At 69.9% G+C, this 17,185-nt stretch carries 16 protein-coding genes and 1 pseudogene; 10 read left to right on the top strand and 7 right to left on the bottom strand.

The genetic code is table 11. The features are described from left to right. The first annotated feature begins 16 nt into the window (after positions 1-16). Genes ilvN through ACFV2X_RS19915 form a run of 4 tightly spaced genes read left to right on the top strand, consistent with a single transcriptional unit; the run spans position 17 to position 3,906 of the window. Complete coding sequence (ilvN, locus tag ACFV2X_RS19930; protein WP_385617983.1) at positions 17-532, top strand: acetolactate synthase small subunit; 516 nt, start codon at positions 17-19, stop codon at positions 530-532. Continuing rightward, positions 529-1,611: a thiamine pyrophosphate-dependent enzyme gene (locus ACFV2X_RS19925; RefSeq protein WP_385617981.1), complete on the top strand. Its 1,083-nt coding sequence runs from the start codon at positions 529-531 to the stop codon at positions 1,609-1,611. The genes ilvN and ACFV2X_RS19925 overlap by 4 nt, the downstream gene beginning before the upstream one ends. Further along, the gene (locus tag ACFV2X_RS19920; protein ID WP_385617979.1) at positions 1,608-2,633 is read left to right on the top strand and encodes an alpha-ketoacid dehydrogenase subunit beta; all 1,026 of its coding nucleotides are present in this window, start codon (positions 1,608-1,610) and stop codon (positions 2,631-2,633) included. The genes ACFV2X_RS19925 and ACFV2X_RS19920 overlap by 4 nt, the downstream gene beginning before the upstream one ends. A 31-nt stretch (positions 2,634-2,664) precedes the next feature. After that, the gene (locus ACFV2X_RS19915) at positions 2,665-3,906 is read left to right on the top strand and encodes a dihydrolipoamide acetyltransferase family protein (RefSeq protein WP_385617977.1); all 1,242 of its coding nucleotides are present in this window, start codon (positions 2,665-2,667) and stop codon (positions 3,904-3,906) included. 4 nt (positions 3,907-3,910) lie between these two features. Here the strand turns inward: ACFV2X_RS19915 and ACFV2X_RS19910 are convergent, their stop codons facing one another. Beyond that, positions 3,911-5,272 carry an aspartate aminotransferase family protein gene (locus ACFV2X_RS19910; protein ID WP_385617975.1) on the bottom strand — a complete coding sequence of 454 codons (1,362 nt, stop codon included), beginning with the start codon at positions 5,270-5,272 and terminating at the stop codon, positions 3,911-3,913. 44 nt (positions 5,273-5,316) lie between these two features. Beyond that, complete coding sequence (locus ACFV2X_RS19905) at positions 5,317-6,822, bottom strand: CoA-acylating methylmalonate-semialdehyde dehydrogenase (protein ID WP_385617973.1); 1,506 nt, start codon at positions 6,820-6,822, stop codon at positions 5,317-5,319. 102 nt (positions 6,823-6,924) lie between these two features. Between ACFV2X_RS19905 and ACFV2X_RS19900 the strand changes: the two genes are divergently transcribed. Further along, positions 6,925-8,583, top strand: a complete 1,659-nt coding sequence (locus ACFV2X_RS19900; RefSeq protein WP_385617971.1) for a PucR family transcriptional regulator — start codon at positions 6,925-6,927, stop codon at positions 8,581-8,583. A gap of 31 nt (positions 8,584-8,614) precedes the next feature. On the opposite strand, the gene ACFV2X_RS19895 is transcribed toward ACFV2X_RS19900, so the two are convergent. After that, positions 8,615-9,055 (bottom strand): MarR family winged helix-turn-helix transcriptional regulator, encoded by a 441-nt coding sequence (locus ACFV2X_RS19895; RefSeq protein WP_385617969.1) that lies wholly within the window; start codon positions 9,053-9,055, stop codon positions 8,615-8,617. A 61-nt stretch (positions 9,056-9,116) separates the two neighbouring features. On the opposite strand from ACFV2X_RS19895, the gene ACFV2X_RS19890 reads away from it, so the two are divergent. From ACFV2X_RS19890 to ACFV2X_RS19880, 3 genes are all read left to right on the top strand, one after another. Then, positions 9,117-9,923 carry an alpha/beta fold hydrolase gene (locus ACFV2X_RS19890; protein WP_385617967.1) on the top strand — a complete coding sequence of 269 codons (807 nt, stop codon included), beginning with the start codon at positions 9,117-9,119 and terminating at the stop codon, positions 9,921-9,923. A gap of 206 nt (positions 9,924-10,129) precedes the next feature. Continuing rightward, positions 10,130-11,179: a helix-turn-helix domain-containing protein gene (locus ACFV2X_RS19885; protein ID WP_385617965.1), complete on the top strand. Its 1,050-nt coding sequence runs from the start codon at positions 10,130-10,132 to the stop codon at positions 11,177-11,179. A 79-nt stretch (positions 11,180-11,258) separates the two neighbouring features. Next, on the top strand, positions 11,259-12,287 hold the full coding sequence (locus ACFV2X_RS19880; protein WP_385617962.1) for a methyltransferase: 1,029 nt from the start codon (positions 11,259-11,261) through the stop codon (positions 12,285-12,287). Here ACFV2X_RS19880 and ACFV2X_RS19875 read toward each other — a convergent pair. Then, entirely contained in the window at positions 12,277-12,894 is a 618-nt protein-coding gene (locus tag ACFV2X_RS19875) for a TetR/AcrR family transcriptional regulator (RefSeq protein ID WP_385617960.1), read from the bottom strand. The two genes, ACFV2X_RS19880 and ACFV2X_RS19875, sit on opposite strands and share 11 nt — an antisense overlap. Between ACFV2X_RS19875 and ACFV2X_RS19870 the strand changes: the two genes are divergently transcribed. Then, entirely contained in the window at positions 12,895-13,833 is a 939-nt protein-coding gene (locus ACFV2X_RS19870) for a hypothetical protein (protein WP_385617957.1), read from the top strand. It abuts the gene before it with no gap. A 61-nt stretch (positions 13,834-13,894) separates the two neighbouring features. Here the strand turns inward: ACFV2X_RS19870 and ACFV2X_RS19865 are convergent, their stop codons facing one another. Both ACFV2X_RS19865 and ACFV2X_RS19860 read right to left on the bottom strand, forming a co-directional pair. Next, complete coding sequence (locus tag ACFV2X_RS19865; protein ID WP_385617955.1) at positions 13,895-14,932, bottom strand: helix-turn-helix domain-containing protein; 1,038 nt, start codon at positions 14,930-14,932, stop codon at positions 13,895-13,897. A gap of 243 nt (positions 14,933-15,175) precedes the next feature. Further along, positions 15,176-15,413, bottom strand: a pseudogene (locus tag ACFV2X_RS19860) (hypothetical protein); the annotation flags it as partial. Positions 15,414-15,421: 8 nt separating this feature from the next. Here ACFV2X_RS19860 and ACFV2X_RS19855 point away from each other — a divergent pair. Next, positions 15,422-15,742 carry a hypothetical protein gene (locus tag ACFV2X_RS19855; protein ID WP_385617952.1) on the top strand — a complete coding sequence of 107 codons (321 nt, stop codon included), beginning with the start codon at positions 15,422-15,424 and terminating at the stop codon, positions 15,740-15,742. A gap of 66 nt (positions 15,743-15,808) precedes the next feature. Here the strand turns inward: ACFV2X_RS19855 and ACFV2X_RS19850 are convergent, their stop codons facing one another. After that, positions 15,809-17,167, bottom strand: a complete 1,359-nt coding sequence (locus ACFV2X_RS19850; RefSeq protein ID WP_385617950.1) for an RICIN domain-containing protein — start codon at positions 17,165-17,167, stop codon at positions 15,809-15,811. Positions 17,168-17,185 lie beyond the last annotated feature (18 nt).

The raw sequence follows: 17,185 nt of genomic DNA, 5'->3' as shown, positions 1-17,185 counted from the left end.
GCACCCCGGTGGTGCCGTGCTGCAACTCGATGTCGTCGCCACGCCCTTGGCGGTCGCCCGGGTCGCATCGATCCTGGCGCACCGCCAGTTCGACGTGATCACCATGGACGTCGCCGCGCCCGTCGACGGGCTGCGGAGGATCACCATCGAGGTGGACACGGCAGACGAGATCACGTTGCAGCAGCTCGTCAAGTTCCTGAACCGGTCACCCGAGGTCGTCAAGGTCGTCCGTCTCTCCGACGACAGGTCGCACCACCGGCGTGGGGCATTCGTGACGGTCGCCTTCCCCGAAGGCCGACTCCCCGAAGCCCTCGCCATCGCGCGGGCGTTCTCCGCCGAGATCGTGGAAGCCGAACGGACGCGCTGCACCGTCTTCGCCGCGGCGGAGCCCGCCCGTGTCGACGCCCTCGTCAAAGCGCTCTCCGGCTTCACCATCCGGGAGCTCGTGACGGCCCCGCCGCTGCGGATCTCGTGCCCGCCCCGGAAGCGACACACCGCCGTGGACCGCGCGGGGACCTGGGGGCCGTCATGAGTACGAACCGCACGGCGGCGGCCGATGATGTCCTGCAGTTGGTCGATCCCGCCGGGACGCTGAACGAACAGGCGGCCGCGGGCATCCTCGACGTGACCGATGATCTGGTACGTACGCTGTACCGCGACATGGTGCTCGGGCGCCGCTTCGACCAGGAGGCGTACTCCCTGCAACGCCAGGGCGAGCTCGGGCTCTGGCTGATGTCCCTCGGGCAGGAGGCGGCACAAGCCGGGTCGATCCGCGCCCTCCGAGCGGACGACCGGGTCTTCCCGTCGTACCGCGAACACGTGGCAGCCCTGTGCCGCGGTATCTCACCGGCGGAGCTGCTGTCACAGTGGCGTGGCGCGAGCCATGGTTCATGGGACCCCGAGCGCTATCACTTCCACATCTACAGCCTCGTGCTGGCGACGCAGACACTGCACGCGGTCGGCTATGCGATGGGCGTACGGTACGACGCCACCGACAGCGTCGTGTTCACCTACTTCGGTGACGGCGCGTCCAGCCAGGGGGACGCCAACGAGGCGCTGAACTGGGCCGCGGTGACATCGGCACCCATCGTGTTCTTCTGCCAGAACAACGGATGGGCGATCTCGACGCCCGCGAGCAAGCAGTACGCCGGTCCGCTGCGGGAACGCGCGCGGGGATTCGGGCTCGACGCGGTGTCCGTGGACGGCAACGACGTACTGGCCGTCTACGCCGCCACCCGGCGCATGGCCGAGCGGGTCCGCGGCGGTGGGGCGCCCGGGTTCATCGAGGCGCACACGTATCGCAGGTCCGGACACAGCACATCCGACGACCCCAAGCGCTATCGCGACAGCGCCGAGCTCGCCCGGTGGGAGGCCCACGACCCCGTGGAGCGCGTACGCCTGCTGCTCACCGCCCGCGGCTGGGCCGACGAGGACTACTTCGCCACGGTCGCCGCCGAAGCAGAGGAGCTTGCGCTGCGGACGCGCCAGGCGTGCCGGGCGCTTCCGGAGCCGTCCCTGAGCGACACCTTCCGCAACACCCTGTGTGAGGAGACCGAGGCCCTGCGACGCGAACGCGAAGGCTTCGAGACGTATCGGGAGTCCTTCCTGTGACCACCACCGCCGCGACCTCCGCCACCGCCGCGACTTCCGCCGCGGCCGCCACGGCCACGCTCGGACGCGCACTGAACGAGGGCCTGCGCCAGGCCATGCGCGACGACGAGCGGGTGATTCTGCTCGGTGAGGACATCGCGTCCCTGGGCGGGGTGTTCCGGGTGACCGACGGCCTGGCCGACGAGTTCGGCGACCGCGTCATGGACACCCCGCTGGCCGAATCGGGGATCGTCGGGACGGCGATCGGCCTGGCCCTGCGGGGGTACCGGCCGGTGTGCGAGATCCAGTTCGACGGGTTCGTCTACCCCGCCTTCGACCAGATCGTCAGCCAACTGGCGAAGATGCGAGCCCGGTCGGGCGGGCTGCTGCGGCTTCCCGTCACCATCCGGATCCCGGTGGGCGGCGGGATCGGCGCGGTCGAGCACCACAGCGAGTCGAACGAGGCGTACTTCTGCCACACGGCCGGACTGCGCGTCGTGGCCTGCGCCCATCCCCAGGACGCGTACGACATGCTCCGCGCCGCGATCGCCTGCGACGACCCCGTCATCTTCTACGAGCCGAAGCGCCGGTACTGGGACCGGGCCGAGCTCGACCTCGGCCGCCCCGTGGACGGCGACACGCTGGGGCGCGCCCGGGTCCTGCGCGAGGGCACCGACGTCACCGTGGTGGCGTACGGGCCCACGGTCGCCGTCGCACTCAATGCGGCCGAGGTCGCCGCCGCCGAAGGCCGTTCGCTGGAAGTCCTGGACCTCCGCTCGCTGTCGCCCCTGGACACCACCGCACTGACCCGCTCGGCATCGAAGACGGGACGCGTCGTGGTCGTACACGAGGCGCCCGTCAACGTCGGCCTGGGCGCTGAAATCGCCGCGACGGTCATGGAGCACTGCTTCTACGACCTCGAGGCCCCCGTGGCACGGGTCGGTGGCTACAACGTCCCCTATCCGCCGGCCCGGGCCGAAGACGACTACCTGCCCGATCTCGATCGAGTTCTCGACGCCGTCGACCGGGTGTGCGCCCCCTGAACCGTCCGGCGAATCCCACCTGGAGGACACGATGCCCGTAACCAAGCACTTCCACCTCCCCGATGTCGGCGAGGGCCTGACCGAGGCCGAAATCCTCGAGTGGCGCGTGGGACCCGGCGACCCGGTCGGCGTCAACGACATCATCGTGGAGATCGAGACGGCGAAGGCAGCGGTGGAACTGCCCAGCCCGTACGCCGGGACCGTCACCGAAGTCCTCTGCGCCGCCGGCGAGGCGGTGGCCGTCGGCGCGCCGATCATCGCGTTCGAGGTCGAGGAGCCCTCCGCCCCCGCCCGCGAGCCCGTCCTGGTCGGCTACGGTCCGGCACACGCGCGGACGGCGCGCCGCCCGCGCAAGAGAAAGCCCGGGCCACCGGCCGCCACACCCGCCATCCACACACCCGCCACCCGCACATCCCTGGCCAGCCCGCCGGTGCGCAAGCTCGCCCGCGACCTCGGAGTCGACCTGGGCCTCGCCACCGCCACCGGCCCGTCGGGACGCGTCACCCGCGAGGATGTGCACCGCCTCGCCGAGCAGCGGGAAACCGCGCCGAACACCCCCGATGTCCCCAGTGACGACGTGGTGCGCACACCGATCCGCGGAGTGCGCAAGCACACCGCGGAGGCCATGGTCACCAGCGCCTTCACCGCTCCGCATGTCACGGAATGGGTCACCGTCGATATGACGCGGTCCCTCAAACTGCTGGCGAGGGCGCGCGCCGACAAGGCGTTCGGCGGTGTGCGCCTGACACCGCTGTGTCTGGTCATCAAGGCCGCGCTGACCGCCATCGCGCGGCATCCCGAGATCAACGCGAAGTGGGATGCCGCGGCCGGTGAGATCGTCCGGTACGCCGACGTCAATCTGGGCATCGCCGCGGCGACGCCCAGGGGGCTCATCGTCCCCAACATCGCCGCGGCCCAGCGGCTCTCCCTGCGGGAGATCGCCGTGGCGCTCACCGATCTCATCGATCAGGCCCGCGCCGGCAGGACGCCACCCGAGCGGATGAGAAACGGGACGTTCACGATCACCAACATCGGTGTGTTCGGCATCGACGGCGGAACACCGATCCTCAACCCCGGCGAAGCCGCGATCCTCTGCTTCGGCCAGGTGCGGCGAACGCCATGGGAACACAAGGGACGCATACGACTGCGCGACACCACGACCCTCACCATGTCCTTCGACCACCGCCTCGTCGACGGCGAGCTCGGCTCGCAAGTCCTGCGCGACATCGCCCGGTTCCTCGAGCGGCCGGACCTGATGGTGCTGCACCGCTGATGTTTCAGCCCTGGGCCACCAGCGTGTCGACCCGGCTCAGGACCTGGTCGATGATGTGCAGCCCCTCGCGGGCCTCGGATTCGCTGATGGTGCACGGCGGTACGAGGTGGATGCGGCCCGAGTTGGTGAACGGCAGCAGCCCGAGCTCCTTCGAAGCGCGGACGGCCTCGGCCATCACCGGGCTGCTGCCCCCGGTCGGCGCGACAGGCTGGCGGGTGTGCCGGTCGGTGACGAGCTCGATGGCCCAGAAGACACCGCGTCCGCGGACTTCGCCGACGCTGGGGTGCTGTGCGGCGAGCCGGACGAGTTCGGGGCCGAACACGTCGGTTCCGATGCGGCGGGCGTTGTCGATGATGCCGTCGCGTTCCATGACGGTGATCGCGGCGACGGCCGCCGCACACGCCAGCGGGTGCCCGGAGTAGGTGAGCCCGCCGGGGTAGGGACGGTGTGCGAAGTGCTCGGCGATCCGGTCCGAGATGACGACACCGCCCAGCGGGACGTACCCGGAGTTGACGCCCTTGGCGAAGGTCAGCAGGTCGGGGACCACGCCTTCGTCGTCGCAGACGAACCACGCGCCGGTGCGGCCGAAGCCGGTCATCACCTCGTCGACGATGAACACGATGCCGTACTGGTCGCACAGCGCCCTTACGCCCGCGAGATAGCCCGGCGGCGGCAGCATGATGCCGGCCGTCCCGGGGATGGCCTCCAGCAGGATCGCGGCGATGGTCTGCGGCCCCTCGAGTTCGATGACCTGCTCGAGGTGTGCGAGCGCCCGTCGGCACTCCTCCTCTTCGGTCGTCGCCTCGAAGTGGCTGCGGTAGAGGTAGGGGCCGAAGAAGTGGACCACGCCTGAGGTCCCTTCGTCGTTGGGCCAGCGGCGCGGGTCCCCGGTCAGGTTGATCGCGGTCTGCGTTCCGCCGTGGTACGAGCGGTAGCGGCTCAGTACCTTGGGCCGGCCGGTGGTCAGCCGGGCCATGCGCACGGCGTGTTCGTTGGCGTCGGCGCCGCCGTTGGTGAAGAACACCCGGTTCAGATCGCCGGGGGCGCGTTCGCAGATCAGGCGGGCCGCCTCGGAGCGCTGGTCGTTGGCGTGCTGCGGGGCGACGGTGGCCAGGGTGCGGGCCTGGTCGGCGATCGCTTCCACGACGTAGGGGTGCTGGTGGCCGATGTTGGTGTTCACCAGCTGGGAGGAGAAGTCGAGCAGCCGGTTGCCTTCACCGTCCCAGATGTAGGAGCCCTCGGCGCGGGTGATGACCATGGGGGTGAGTTCGGCCTGGGCGGACCAGGAGTGGAAGACATGGCGGCGGTCGAGCTCGTAGGTCCGGGCGACGGCCTGCGGGTTCAGCTCGGGGTGGACGAGAGTCATGACGGGCGTCTCCTTCATTCTCCTTCGGGCGGGCTCAGGCGGTCTCAGACGGTCTGCGGGAAGCCGAGGTTGAGGCCGCCCTGGTCGGGGCCGCGCCAGCGGGTGGTGACGACCTTGCCGCGGGTGAAGAAGTGCACGCCCTCGGTGCCGTGCGCATGGGTGTCCCCGAACAGGGAGCTCTTCCAGCCGCCGAAGCTGTAGTAGGCCATCGGCACGGGAATCGGCACATTGATGCCGACCATGCCGACCTCGACCTCGTTGTGGAAGCGGCGCGCGGCCCCGCCGTCATTGGTGAAGATCGCCGTGCCGTTGCCGTACGGGTTGGCGTTGATCAGCTCCAGGGCCTCGTCGTAGGAGTCGACCCGCAGGACGGACAGGACCGGTCCGAAGATCTCGTCGGTGTAGCAGCTCATGGTGGTGGTGACGCGGTCGAGCAGGGTGGGGCCGAGCCAGAAACCGTCCCGGTCGCCGTCGGCCACGACCTGCCGTCCGTCCACGACGATGGCCGCGCCCTCCCGCTCGGCCCCGTCGACGTAGGAGGCGACCCGGTCCCGGTGCGCGGCCGTCACCAGCGGCCCCATGTCACTGTCCCGGGTGCCGTCGCCGGTCTTGACGAGACGGGTGCGCTCGGCGATCTTCGCGACCAGTTCATCGGCGATGGCCCCGACCGCCACGATCGCGGAGATCGCCATACAGCGCTCCCCGGCCGACCCGAATCCGGCGTTGACCATGGCGTCGGCTGCGAGGTCCAGGTCGGCGTCGGGCAGCACGACGGCGTGGTTCTTCGCCCCGCCCAGCGCCTGGACCCGCTTGCCCTCGGCGGTGCCCGCGGCGTACACGTACTGGGCGACCGGAGTGGAGCCCACGAAGCTGATGGCCTTGACGGCCCGGTGGGACAGCAGCTCGTCGACCGCGACCTTGTCACCCTGCAGTACGTTGAACACCCCGGCAGGCAGTCCGGCCTCGGCCCACAGCTCGGCCAGCCACAGGGCGGCCGAGGGATCCTTCTCGCTCGGCTTGAGCACCACGGTGTTGCCGGCCGCGATGGCCACGGGGAAGAACCACATGGGCACCATGGCGGGGAAGTTGAACGGCGAGATGATGCCGACCACCCCGAGCGGCTGCCGGATCGAGGTCACGTCCACCCCGGTCGAGGCGTTCTCGCTGAACCCGCCCTTGAGCAGATGCGGGATGCCGCAGGCGAACTCCACGACCTCCTGGCCGCGGGTGACCTCGCCCAGCGCGTCGGACAGGACCTTGCCGTGCTCACTGGTGATGATCTCGGCGAGCTCGCCCTTGCGCTCGTTGAGCAGTTCACGGAACCGGAACATGATCGCGGTGCGCCTGGCCAGCGAGGTGTCACGCCAGGCGGGGAAGGCGGCCGCGGCCGCCTCGATCACCGCATGGCAGTCCTCCACATGGGCCAGGGCCACCTCGCCCGTCACCGCACCGGTCGCGGGATTGGTCACGGCGGCGGTACGGCCGCTCGTACCGGGGAAAGCCTTGTTGTTCGCCCAATGGCCGATACGTGAAAGATCGCTGGTCGCCACTGATTCCTCGCCCTCGCTCGGTCTGCTCGATTGTTGGTGAGGCTGCCAGAGCCCGGGCCGACAGACTGTAAAAATATCTGCCCGGCTGTTTACACTCCGGCCATGCAGCTGACGATCCGGGAAGTCCTCGCGCTGCCCGTCATGGCCGCGGGCCGCCCGCGTGTCATCGGCGGCCGGGATCACCTCGACCGACCGGTCCGCTGGGTCCACATCAGCGATCTCACCGACCTCACCGATCTGCTCGAGGGCGGTGAGCTCGTCCTGACCACCGGTCTGCCCCTGTCCGGCGGTGCCCGCCAGGCGTCCGCCTACCTGACCATGCTGGCCGAGCAGGGCGTGGCGGGACTCGTCATCGAACTGGGCACCCACCTCAAGGCGGCGCCCGACTATCTGGGGACCCTGGCCGACTCGCTCCGTCTCCCGGTGGCGGTCCTGTCCGCCACGATCCGTTTCATCGAGGTCACCCAGCAGGTACACCGGCTCATCGTGGCGGACCAGTACGACGAGGTGGAATTCGCCCGGACCACCCACGAGGTCTTCACCTCGCTCAACATCGCCCGCGCCTCCACCACGGACATCGTGACGCGCGCGGCACAGACCCTGGGCGCCCCCCTGGTACTGGAAGATCTCAGCCGGCATGTGCTGGCCTTCTGCGCGGTGGACACCCCGACGGCGCAACTTTTGTACCAGTGGGCCGAACGATCACGCCTCCACGCCTCGGCGGACACCCCCGCCAGCGGATCCGCCACCGGTTCGGCCACCGGATCCACCACCGGATCCACCACCGGTTCCGCCACCGGCTCGGCCTGGTCGGCCGTCCCGGTGGGTGTCGGTTCCGAACGGTGGGGCCGACTCGTACTGCCCGCTCGCACACCGAACGCGTCCCGCGCACGCATGGTCCTCGAACGCGCCGCGCAGTCCCTGCAGCTGCACCGGATGATCCAGCAGGAGCGCGACGCCCTCGTCGTCCACGCGCACGGCGGCCTCCTGGACGATCTGCGGGGCGGCCGGATCAACGACGGCGCCGAGGCCCTGGCACGGGCGAGCGCCCTCGGCCTCACCCCGAGCACCCAGTACGTACCGCTGTCCGTACGGGTCCCCGGGCGGCCCGACACCGACGCGCTGACCCAGGGCGAAGTCGACCGCCGCCTGCTGACCGCCGTGCGTCAGGCGGTCGCCGCCGCCGGGCAGAGCGCGATCGTCTCCATCCGCCGGGAAGGAACCGTCTCGGCGATCATGTCGTGTCCCCCCAAGGGCGCCGACAGCGCGCTGAGCGCCGTATGCGGCGGGCTGCGCGAGCGGCTGACCGGACGAGGCGGCACGGACGGCTGGACCGCCGGCACCGCACCCGCCTCCCCGAGCCTCATCGCGGCGGCCCAGGGCATCACCGAGGCGGAACACGTGGCCGACGTGGGGCTGACCATGCCGGAGACCAACCGCCTCTACCGCTCGACCGACGTACGCCTGCGCGGGCTCGTCGCCCTCCTCCGCAACGACCACCGCGTCCAGGCGTTCGCCGAGACGGAACTGGGCCGCCTCCTCGACCACGACGCCCGCACGGGCGACAACCTCTTGTCCCTGCTGCGCACCCACCTCGACTGCGCGGGCTCCAAGACGCACACCGCCCGGCTGACCGGCCTGAGCCGCCCCACCCTCTACAGCCGCCTGCGGACCATCGAACGCATCCTTGACGTCTCACTGGAGTCTGCCGAGTCACGGACCTCGCTGCACACCGCCCTCATGATCATCGACGCCCGCTGATCCGCCGGCCGGCCGCTGCCCTCGACGGCAACTACCTTTTCTGGAGGTCGAGTTGATCAGGGCCCTCGCCGTTGAGCTGTCGTAGCAGGCCGAGCAGAGTTGCCCGGTCCGCGGACGGGAGAGGCGAGAAACACTCCTCCAGGACCTTGTCGCTGACCCGGTGGCCGGCGGCCAGGGTCTGTTCGCCGGCGGGCGTGAGGTGATGTTCGACGCGGCGTCCGTGGCCCGGCCTGCGCTCCACCAGTCCCTGGGCGGCCAGACGGCCCACGAGCGCTCCGAACGCCTGCTCGCTCTGGAACGTCACGGCGGCCAGCTCGCGCGCCGACGCTCCGGGCCGGCGGCTGACGGCGCGCAACGCGTCCCACTGCGCCAACGTCGTACCGACCTCACTCAGTGCACTGTCCAGCGCCCGGTGCTGCCGGTACTGCGCCTGTTTGACCGCGCGCCCCAAAACCTGCAGATCAGCATCCATGCTGCAAGTCTACCCGCATTGAAACTAGCTTAATTAAAGAAGTTTAGTTAGGGTGTGGGGCATGACAACGGACATCAATTCCCTTGCTCCTGACGCCTCGTACGACGGCCTCGACCTCACCCTGTCCGAGGCGGGCACCGGCCGCCCGGTGCTCGTTCTGCACGGAGGCGGTGGGCCCGCCACGGTCGCCGGCATCGCCGCACATCTCTCGTCCACCGCGCACACCCTCACACCTGTGCATCCCGGCTGGGAGGGGACACCTCGCCCCGGCTGGCTGACCGGCGTGGACGATCTGGCCATGGCCTACCTGCGGCTCCTGCGCGACCGCGGCCTGCGCGACGTCCTGGTCATCGGCTCCTCGCTCGGCGGCTGGATCGCGGCCGAGATGGCGGTACGTGACACGGCGGGTGTCATCAGCGGCCTCGTCCTGATCGACGCGGTGGGCGTGCACATCGCCGACGAGCCGATCACGAACTTCTTCGCCCTCGATGCCCGCGGTGTGGCGGAGCATTCCTGGCACGACCCGGACCGCTACTACGTGGACCCCGCCGCCATACCGGCCGGCCAACGCGCCACCCGGCAGGCCAACATGGCCACCATGCGCGTTCTCGCGGGCGAGCCGTACATGCACGATGCGAAACTGCTGCGCCGCCTGGGCCGTGTGAACATCCCGGCACTGCTGCTGTGGGGGGAGAGCGACCGCGTGGTCACACCGGCCTACGGTGCCGCCTACGCCGCAGCCTTCGCCGACGCCCACCTCGAAGTCATCCCCAAGGCCGGACACCTGCCTCACATCGAGCAGCCCGACGTCACGCTCGCCCTGATCGAAGCCCACGCCCGTGGCACGACCAACCCCAGCGCCACCTGAATTCCTTCCTCTCGCACTGCCCGGCGGGACGGTTACTGAACTACGACAGCCGTTGGCAACCCGTAGGGGCCCGGCTTGCTCTTACCACCCGTCCGGTCGGCTGGGCGTCTCGGAACTCGCTGCCCACTGGCAGTCCGCAGTCCGTGTGCACCAGCCACTTCATCCGGGCCTTCAAGAAACAGTACGGCCAGACACACATCGAACGCATGGAGGTGGATCGGAAGATGATGGACGGCCCTGGAGCGGGGACTGACGGCTCGCGCGGGATGTTCTCCCTGGACTCCACCATCCCAGGCGCCGTACCGCGAGGTGTCGACACCTTCCGGTACGAGTGGGAGACGCAGGTAGGGGCTGCTTTCCCGCTGCCGAACTTCAGTCCGGCCACGGCGGGTGACCTCCGGGCCAAGACTCGCGTCGCCAAACTGCGTGACGCGGTGATCGCCGATATCCACCTCGCGTCCCCCCTCCGGACTGCGACTCCTCCGGGTGGCGGTGAGGATCAGGTATTGCTGTATGCGGTGGGGGGTGGTGCCTGGACGTTGGGCGAGCTGCCCGATCGTGGTGAACACACCGTATCGGCAGGGCAGTTCCTCTTCCGCCACGTCGGGCAGCCGCTGCACTTCGAGACGGCCCCGCACACCACGGCGGAGCTCCTGGTCCTTCCCACCCCGCTGTTCAGGCCACTCCTGGGAAACCGGAGCATCATCGGGCCGACGGATACGGCCGAGATCCGCCTGCTCACGGCCCATGCGAACATGATCCACACCGCCATCGCCGACCTCAGCCCGGCCGGTGTCCACGCCGCTCACAGCACCCTGATCGAACTGGCCAAGGCGGTGGTCAGGCGTCGTTTCGACGATGTGGAGCCTTTACTGGCTCCCGCGCTCACCCAGGCCGCGAAGGACCTCGTCAACAGCCATCTAGCCGATTCCGAGCTCTCTCCGCGGATGCTGGCGCGTGAGCTCAATGTTTCCGTACGCACCCTCCAGCGGGCGTTCGCCGTGGTCGGCGAGTCGGTGACCGCCTACATTCGCCACCGGCGGCTTGAGGAGGCCCGGCTCGCTCTCATCGCGCCGTCCGGTCGGCTGAGCGTCTCAGAGCTCGCCGCCCACTGGCAGTTCGCGGACACCAGCCACTTCACCCGGGCCTTCAAGAAGCGCTACGGCCGGACACCCACCGAATACGCCCGCTCGGTCGGCACTCAGCCCCGCCGGACTCCAGCGCATCCCAACCTCCCCAGCCCTCCGGCAAGTTGACGACATCACCGCAAGCCGGTGCGATACGGTTTCGCGGTAGTCGTATTACCGCGAATTTCTGCACACTCTGGAGAAGCCCATGCCCCCCACGCCCAATCCCTCGTCCGAGCAATCCATGGAGATGCTGCGTCTGCTGTCCGGTTTCCAGCAGTCCCAGGCGCTGTACACACTGGCCAAGTTCGATGTGGCCACGGCGCTGCACGACGGTCCGATGACGGTCGCGGAGCTGGCGAAGACCACAGGGACGGACGCCGACGCGCTGGGGCGGCTGCTGCATGTTCTCTCCGGTATGGGGGTGGTGGCCCATCACGGCGAGGACGCGTTCGCGCTCACCCCGCTCGGCTCCACACTGGTGGCGAATGTGCCCGGTTCGGTGCGCGACATGGCCATCATGTGGATGGAGACGCACTACGCGCCCTTCTCCGAGCTGCGCACCACCATCCGCACGGGCGTCCCGGCGGCCACGGCGCACTTCGGGCAGCCCTTCGCGGAGTGGCTGGGCTCCCACCCGGAGCACATACCCGTCATGGCGTCGGCGATGGCGAACCTGACGTACGGCCCCAAGGACGCCGCACTGGCCGGCTACCGGCTCCCGCCCGGCGAGGTGGTTGCCGATATCGGCGGTGCCGACGGCTCCGTGCTGGCCCGGCTGCTGGCCGACGAACCCGGTCGACGCGGCATCGTCTTCGACCTGGAGCAGGTGGTGCCCACCGCACACGCACGGCTGGCCGGTGCGGGGATGGCCGACCGTATGGAGGTGCAGGCCGGTGACTTCTTCGAGAGCGTACCGGCCGCGGACGTCTATCTGCTGTCCACGGTGCTGCACGACTGGGACGACGTGTCGTGTGCGCGCATCCTGGGCCGGATCGCGGAGGCGGCGCCCTACGGTGCCCGACTGGTGGTGCTGGAGACGGTGCTCTCGGAGGGCGACGAGCCGCATCCGAGCAAGCTGCTCGACTTGACCATGCTCGGCATGGTGTCGGGCCACGAGCGCCGGGAGACGGAGTTCGCGGCGCTGTTCGCCGAGGCCGGATTCACCCTCGACCGGCGCGTCCCAGGGCCGGTGGACAGCCCGTTCGCGATCTTGGAGGCCACGCTCACCCGGTGAGCAGGGCGGCCACGGTCCGGTTCCGCAGCCACCGCTCGGCGGTGTCCCAGTCCCAGCCGTTCTCCCGCACGAGCACGCGCCAGGACGACAGGCCGAGGTAGTACCAGAGCACATCCGTCGCGTGCGCCGCGTCGAGCCCCTCCCGCAGGGCGCCCAGCGCGGCGAGCCGGTCGGCGGTGGCACGCAGCGCGTCACGGAAACGCTCCTGGGCGAGGCGGAGCACCTCGGCGGCGTGCGCGTCGACCGAGGCCGCATCGAGAAGGATCTCGATGACATCCGCGTGTTTCTCGCTGTCGCGGCGGACGCCCTCGACGGCGTATACGACGATGTCGCGGGCGTCGTCGGCCGCCGCGATCCGCGCGAGGGTTCGGTCGGCGATGGGGTCCTCGACGCCCGCGGTGACCAGGTCGATCAGAATCTGCGGCTTGCCGCCGGTGCTGGTGTAGACGGTGTTGGTGCCCACCCGGGCCGCGGCGGCGATCCGGGTGACCGTGGTGGCCACGTAGCCGTGGGTGGCGAAGAGCTCTTTAGCGGCGTCCAGAATCGACTGCCGGGTCGCGGCAGCGGCCTCCGCGCGGCGGGGCGAGTGGTAGCGGCGACCTGACATGTGCCGACCGTAGCAAGGGCGCAGGGTGACGGAGTTGCCTATGCCACCCGGGCCGGAGAGGCGGCCAACCCCCGTTTCTTCGGCGGGTTCCTGAGCGCGCCGGCCGCCGCGGCGACGGCGCTGCTCGCGGTCGCCGACGCGGCCGCCGCCCGCTACTACCGGCCGAGCACCGGCGCCTGGCTCGACCCGGCGGTGGCTGGCGACGGCGACCGGCTGCGGTTCGAGTCCTTCTCCGGCTGCTGCCGTCTCTACGCCCGGCTCGACGTCCTCGCGCCCGGCCTCGACGGTGACGACGTCGGCCACGGCACCACGAATGTGGACATCAACCCGCCGCTGCGGTGGGCGCTCGCCGGGCTCGGCGGGCTCGATCCCCTCCATCTGGCCGTCGGGCCGGAGGAGGTGGCGGTCCGCACCTTCGACGGTGAGTTCGTGGAGAAGAAGGTCCCGCTGCTGGAGCGCTGGCTGCGCGGCTCGCCGAGGCCCCAGGTGCTCGCGGCGGGGTTCGCGCTGCGGGCCGAGGTGCCCGCTGCGGAGGCGGCGGCCCGGCGGGATTCGCGTTGCACCTGGCCCTGGCGTCCACCCTCGGATACCAGCAGCGCGAACGCGACGTGGCGGTGGACGCGCTGCTGGTGCTCGCCGCGCGGGAACAGCTCGACACCACCTGTTCGGATGGCAACTGGCGGAGCTGCTGCGCGATATGCACATCGAGGCGAACCGGGTGACCGCCGCCCTGCGTACGGCGGCCGAGACCGGCGCGTACGCCACCATCTGGTCCGTACTCGAAGCCGCCCTGCCCCACCTCCTGCGCGACCCCGTGGTCCGGGGCACCGGGCCACTGCTCGCCCTCGGCGTCGACTGCGCCTCACGGCTGCGCGGCGAAGGGGGAGATACCCGAGGTCACGATGGCTGCCGCGGGTACCGGATCGAGCCAGGTGGTGAAGAACGCGAGACTGCTGCGCGACCTACTGGGCTGAGCGGCCGGCCGGGCGTCTGGAGGACATCAGCGAAGGTCTTGCCGAGGAACGGCCGTTGTACGAGATTCTGGAGCGACCGAGCGGGCGTATTCGGTGGGAGTCTGGCCGTAACGTTTCTTGAAGGCCCGAGTGAAGTGGCTGGTGTCCGCGAACTGGAGATGGGCGGCGAGCTCCGAGACGGTCAGCCGGGCGGACGGCGCGGTGAGAGCGAGCCGGGCCTCCTCAAGCCGCCGGTGGCGGATGTAGGCGGTCAGCGACTCTCCCGTCGCGGCGAAGGCCCGCTGGAGGGTGCGGATGGAGACGTCGAGTTCGCGCGCCAGCATCGTGGGAGAGAGTTCGGGGTCGGTGAGATGGCTGTTGGCGAGGTCCCGCGCGGCCTGGGCGAGCGCGGGAGCCAGCAACGGCTCCACGTCGTCGAAACGATGCCTGGCCACCGCCTTGGCCAGTTCGATCAGGGCGCTGTGGGCGGCGTGCACACCGGCCGGGCTGAGGTCGGCGATGGTTGCGTGGATCATGTTCGCGTGGGCCGTGAGCAGGCGTACCTCGGCCGTTTCCGCCGACCCGGTGATGTGCCGGTTCCCGAGGAGCGGTGCGAACGTCGCGGAGGGAAGGACCAGGATCTCCGTCGTGGTGTGCGGGGCCGTCCGGAAATGCAGGGGTCGGCCCACGTGGCGGAGGAGGAACTGCCCGGCCGATAGGGAGTGTTCGCTGCGGTCGGGCAACTCACCCAGCGTCCACGCACCGCCTCCCACCACGTACAGCAACACTTGATCCTCGACGCCACCCGGAGGAGTCGCGGTCCGGAGGGAGGACGCGCTGTGCATATCGGTGACCACCACGTCGCGCAGTTTGGTCACGCGGGTCCTGGCCCGGAGGTCACCGGCCGTGGCCGGACTGAACTTCGACACAGGGAAGGCCGCGCCTATCTGCGTCTCCCACTCGCGTCGGAAGGCGTCGTATCCCTCGGGTACGGCGCCGGGGATGGTGGAGTCCAGAGAGAACGCCCCGTACGAGCCGTCAGTCCCGGCTCCGGCGCCGTCCATCACCTTCCGGTCCACCTCCATGCATCACTCCAACACCGATGTCCGGCTCGGGATGTCCTGTGAGTACGGAGGCGCGCTCGTCGTAGGGCGCCGCACGGTCCGCCGTCGCCGTCGCCGTCGCCGTCGCCGTCGACACTGTCGGCTGTCACTGCGCGTCTGGCCCGCCATCCTGTCGTCGTGTGGTTGTGGCGTCAACTTTCCCGGGCCGGGCCCAATGTACCTCCGTCGGCCCTGGCCGTGAGACCAGGGCCGTCCCGCTTGTCCTCATCCGCGCAGGCCCGGCCCGGCGGTCGGCAGGTCCTCCGGCAGCAGCGTCCGCAGATCGTCCACGCTCGGCTGGCGCAGCGCCGTCAGCCGCCGGGCAGGTGTAGCCGGACTTCTCGGCGTGCCGCTCCATGATGGTGAGCAGTTCGTCGGTGGTGTAGTTCTCGAACTCCACGAAGCGCGAGAAACGTGAGGCCAGACCGGGGTTGGAGTCGAGGAAGCGCCGCATAGGAGCTGTTCGCGCTGGTGCTCGCGGACGCCGAAGTGGCCGTCTGCCTCGACGAGGAGGGTGGGCTGGCCGTCACCGAGGCGTCCGATGGAACATCCGCGGTGCCGGTCTTCTCGGCGTCACCGGAACCGGAGGAGGGCAAGCTGCCCCCACATGAGGTCATGTCGGTGCCCGATCTCCTGGACCGGATGCCGGAGGGGAAGGAGGTGCTGTTCCTCAGCTCCTCCGCACCGGTGGCACAGCTTGTCGAGGTGAGTGTGGTGCGGTCGAGCAAGGCCGATCTGGAGCGGTTCGAGGCGGCGGGCGGGGGCGGCTCCGGACCGGGGGAGGATACCTGATGTCACGGCAGTGGCCCCGGCGGAAGAAACCGCCGGGGCCACAAGAGCAAGCTCACTTGTGGTGGTTCACCCGCGGGTGAAGATCCACTCGTGGTTGTTCAGGTTTTCCTGTGCGCAGGGCCAGATGATCAGGTCACGGATGTCGCTGTCCCGCTCGTACGAGTCCAGGCACTGGTTGTCATTGGCGAGGTTGCGGATCCAGAACTTGCCCTCCGCCCGCTCGTCCAGCCACCACAGCTGGTTGTCGGCGGTCGTGCCGTCGCAGATGGACTCCTGCACCTTCGTGGCGTTGCCGACGCTGCCGTACCCGGGCAGATCCAGGCAGTGGGAGTCCACGTTATTGCGGATCAGGAAGAGGGGCACTCCGCCGGGACCGGCGCTGTCGTACTTGTTCTCCAGGTTCCACACCTGGTTGTCGGCCGAACTGTTGGTGCAGTCCGACTGGTGGACGGGGCCGTTGACGGGGCCACTGCCCAGGCCGGGGATGTCGACGCAGGTGCCGTTGGTGTTGTTCTTGATCAGCACGCGGGTCAGCACGGACGGGAGGTTGGCGGCGGCCGCTGCCTGCTTGGCCGCTGTGCGCTTCTTGTTCTCGGCCTTCGCCGAGTGCGAGGGGCTGGGGGTCGGTTTCGCCGCCGCTTTCTCCGCCGCGGGGGAGGAGGTCTTCTTCGGTGTCTCCTTCTCCTTTTCCTTGGTGGTCTTCGACTTCTTGGGCGTCGGTGACTCGGCGACGAAATCACCCGACTTGGAGCCGTCATCGTCCAGAACCGTGTCGGCGGAGCGGGCGGAGTTCACCTTCTCGCTCTTGTCGTCATCGTCCTTGCCGGTGGCCATGACCAGCAGCGGTACGGCGATGAGGATGGCCCCCGCCATGGCCGCACCGGCGAGCACGGGCCTCTTGGGGCGGCCGGGGAAACCCCCGTCCGCGTCGGGGGAGTCGCCACCGGAGCCCGCCGTGGCGGTGGCCGTCGCGGCGACGCCGTCCGCCTCCCCATCGGCGGCCGCCGTCGCCGCCGAGCCCCTGCCCAGGCGGGACGCCCAGCCGCGGATGCCACCGCCGGCCCGCGTATCGCTCACCGGTTCCGCGCTGGTCGTGGCTTCGGCCTCGCCGTCGCTCCAGGCCGCCGAGGTCTCGGACGCCGTCGGCGTCTGCACGTCGTTGCTGTTGACTGCAGTCCTCGGCTGGGAGGTGGGACGGGCGGGCAGGCCGCCTCGCGGGATGGCGGTGACTTCCTCGATGGCACGCGCGCTCCTCACCTCCTCGTTTGCGGACCCGGACGCGGACCCGGCGAGGTGAACGGTGGGGGCATCGTTGCCGGTGAGATGTGCCTCGACGCTCGCGGCGTCGCCGGAGGCGGTGGCGGCCCCTTCGCCGGTAGCGGAGGCATGGTCGGCCTGGCCGGCGGCCTTGTGCGGATCGGACATGTACTTCTCCTCTGGCCA

The sequence above is a fragment of the Streptomyces sp. NPDC059679 genome, from assembly GCF_042734105.1.
Taxonomy (GTDB): domain Bacteria; phylum Actinomycetota; class Actinomycetes; order Streptomycetales; family Streptomycetaceae; genus Streptomyces.
This window is presented reverse-complemented; position numbering and strand designations above follow the sequence as displayed.

What these genes read in the sequence shown, in the direction of transcription:
- ACFV2X_RS19925 (WP_385617981.1), top strand. Translation starts at nt 529, where the DNA reads ATGAGTACGAACCGCACGGCGGCGGCCGATGATGTCCTGCAGTTGGTC.
- ACFV2X_RS19915 (WP_385617977.1), top strand. Translation starts at nt 2,665, where the DNA reads ATGCCCGTAACCAAGCACTTCCACCTCCCCGATGTCGGCGAGGGCCTG.
- ACFV2X_RS19910 (WP_385617975.1), bottom strand. Translation starts at nt 5,272, where the DNA reads ATGACTCTCGTCCACCCCGAGCTGAACCCGCAGGCCGTCGCCCGGACC.
- ACFV2X_RS19900 (WP_385617971.1), top strand. Translation starts at nt 6,925, where the DNA reads ATGCAGCTGACGATCCGGGAAGTCCTCGCGCTGCCCGTCATGGCCGCG.
- ACFV2X_RS19895 (WP_385617969.1), bottom strand. Translation starts at nt 9,055, where the DNA reads ATGGATGCTGATCTGCAGGTTTTGGGGCGCGCGGTCAAACAGGCGCAG.
- ACFV2X_RS19890 (WP_385617967.1), top strand. Translation starts at nt 9,117, where the DNA reads ATGACAACGGACATCAATTCCCTTGCTCCTGACGCCTCGTACGACGGC.
- ACFV2X_RS19885 (WP_385617965.1), top strand. Translation starts at nt 10,130, where the DNA reads ATGGAGGTGGATCGGAAGATGATGGACGGCCCTGGAGCGGGGACTGAC.
- ACFV2X_RS19880 (WP_385617962.1), top strand. Translation starts at nt 11,259, where the DNA reads ATGCCCCCCACGCCCAATCCCTCGTCCGAGCAATCCATGGAGATGCTG.
- ACFV2X_RS19875 (WP_385617960.1), bottom strand. Translation starts at nt 12,894, where the DNA reads ATGTCAGGTCGCCGCTACCACTCGCCCCGCCGCGCGGAGGCCGCTGCC.
- ACFV2X_RS19865 (WP_385617955.1), bottom strand. Translation starts at nt 14,932, where the DNA reads ATGGAGGTGGACCGGAAGGTGATGGACGGCGCCGGAGCCGGGACTGAC.
- ACFV2X_RS19850 (WP_385617950.1), bottom strand. Translation starts at nt 17,167, where the DNA reads ATGTCCGATCCGCACAAGGCCGCCGGCCAGGCCGACCATGCCTCCGCT.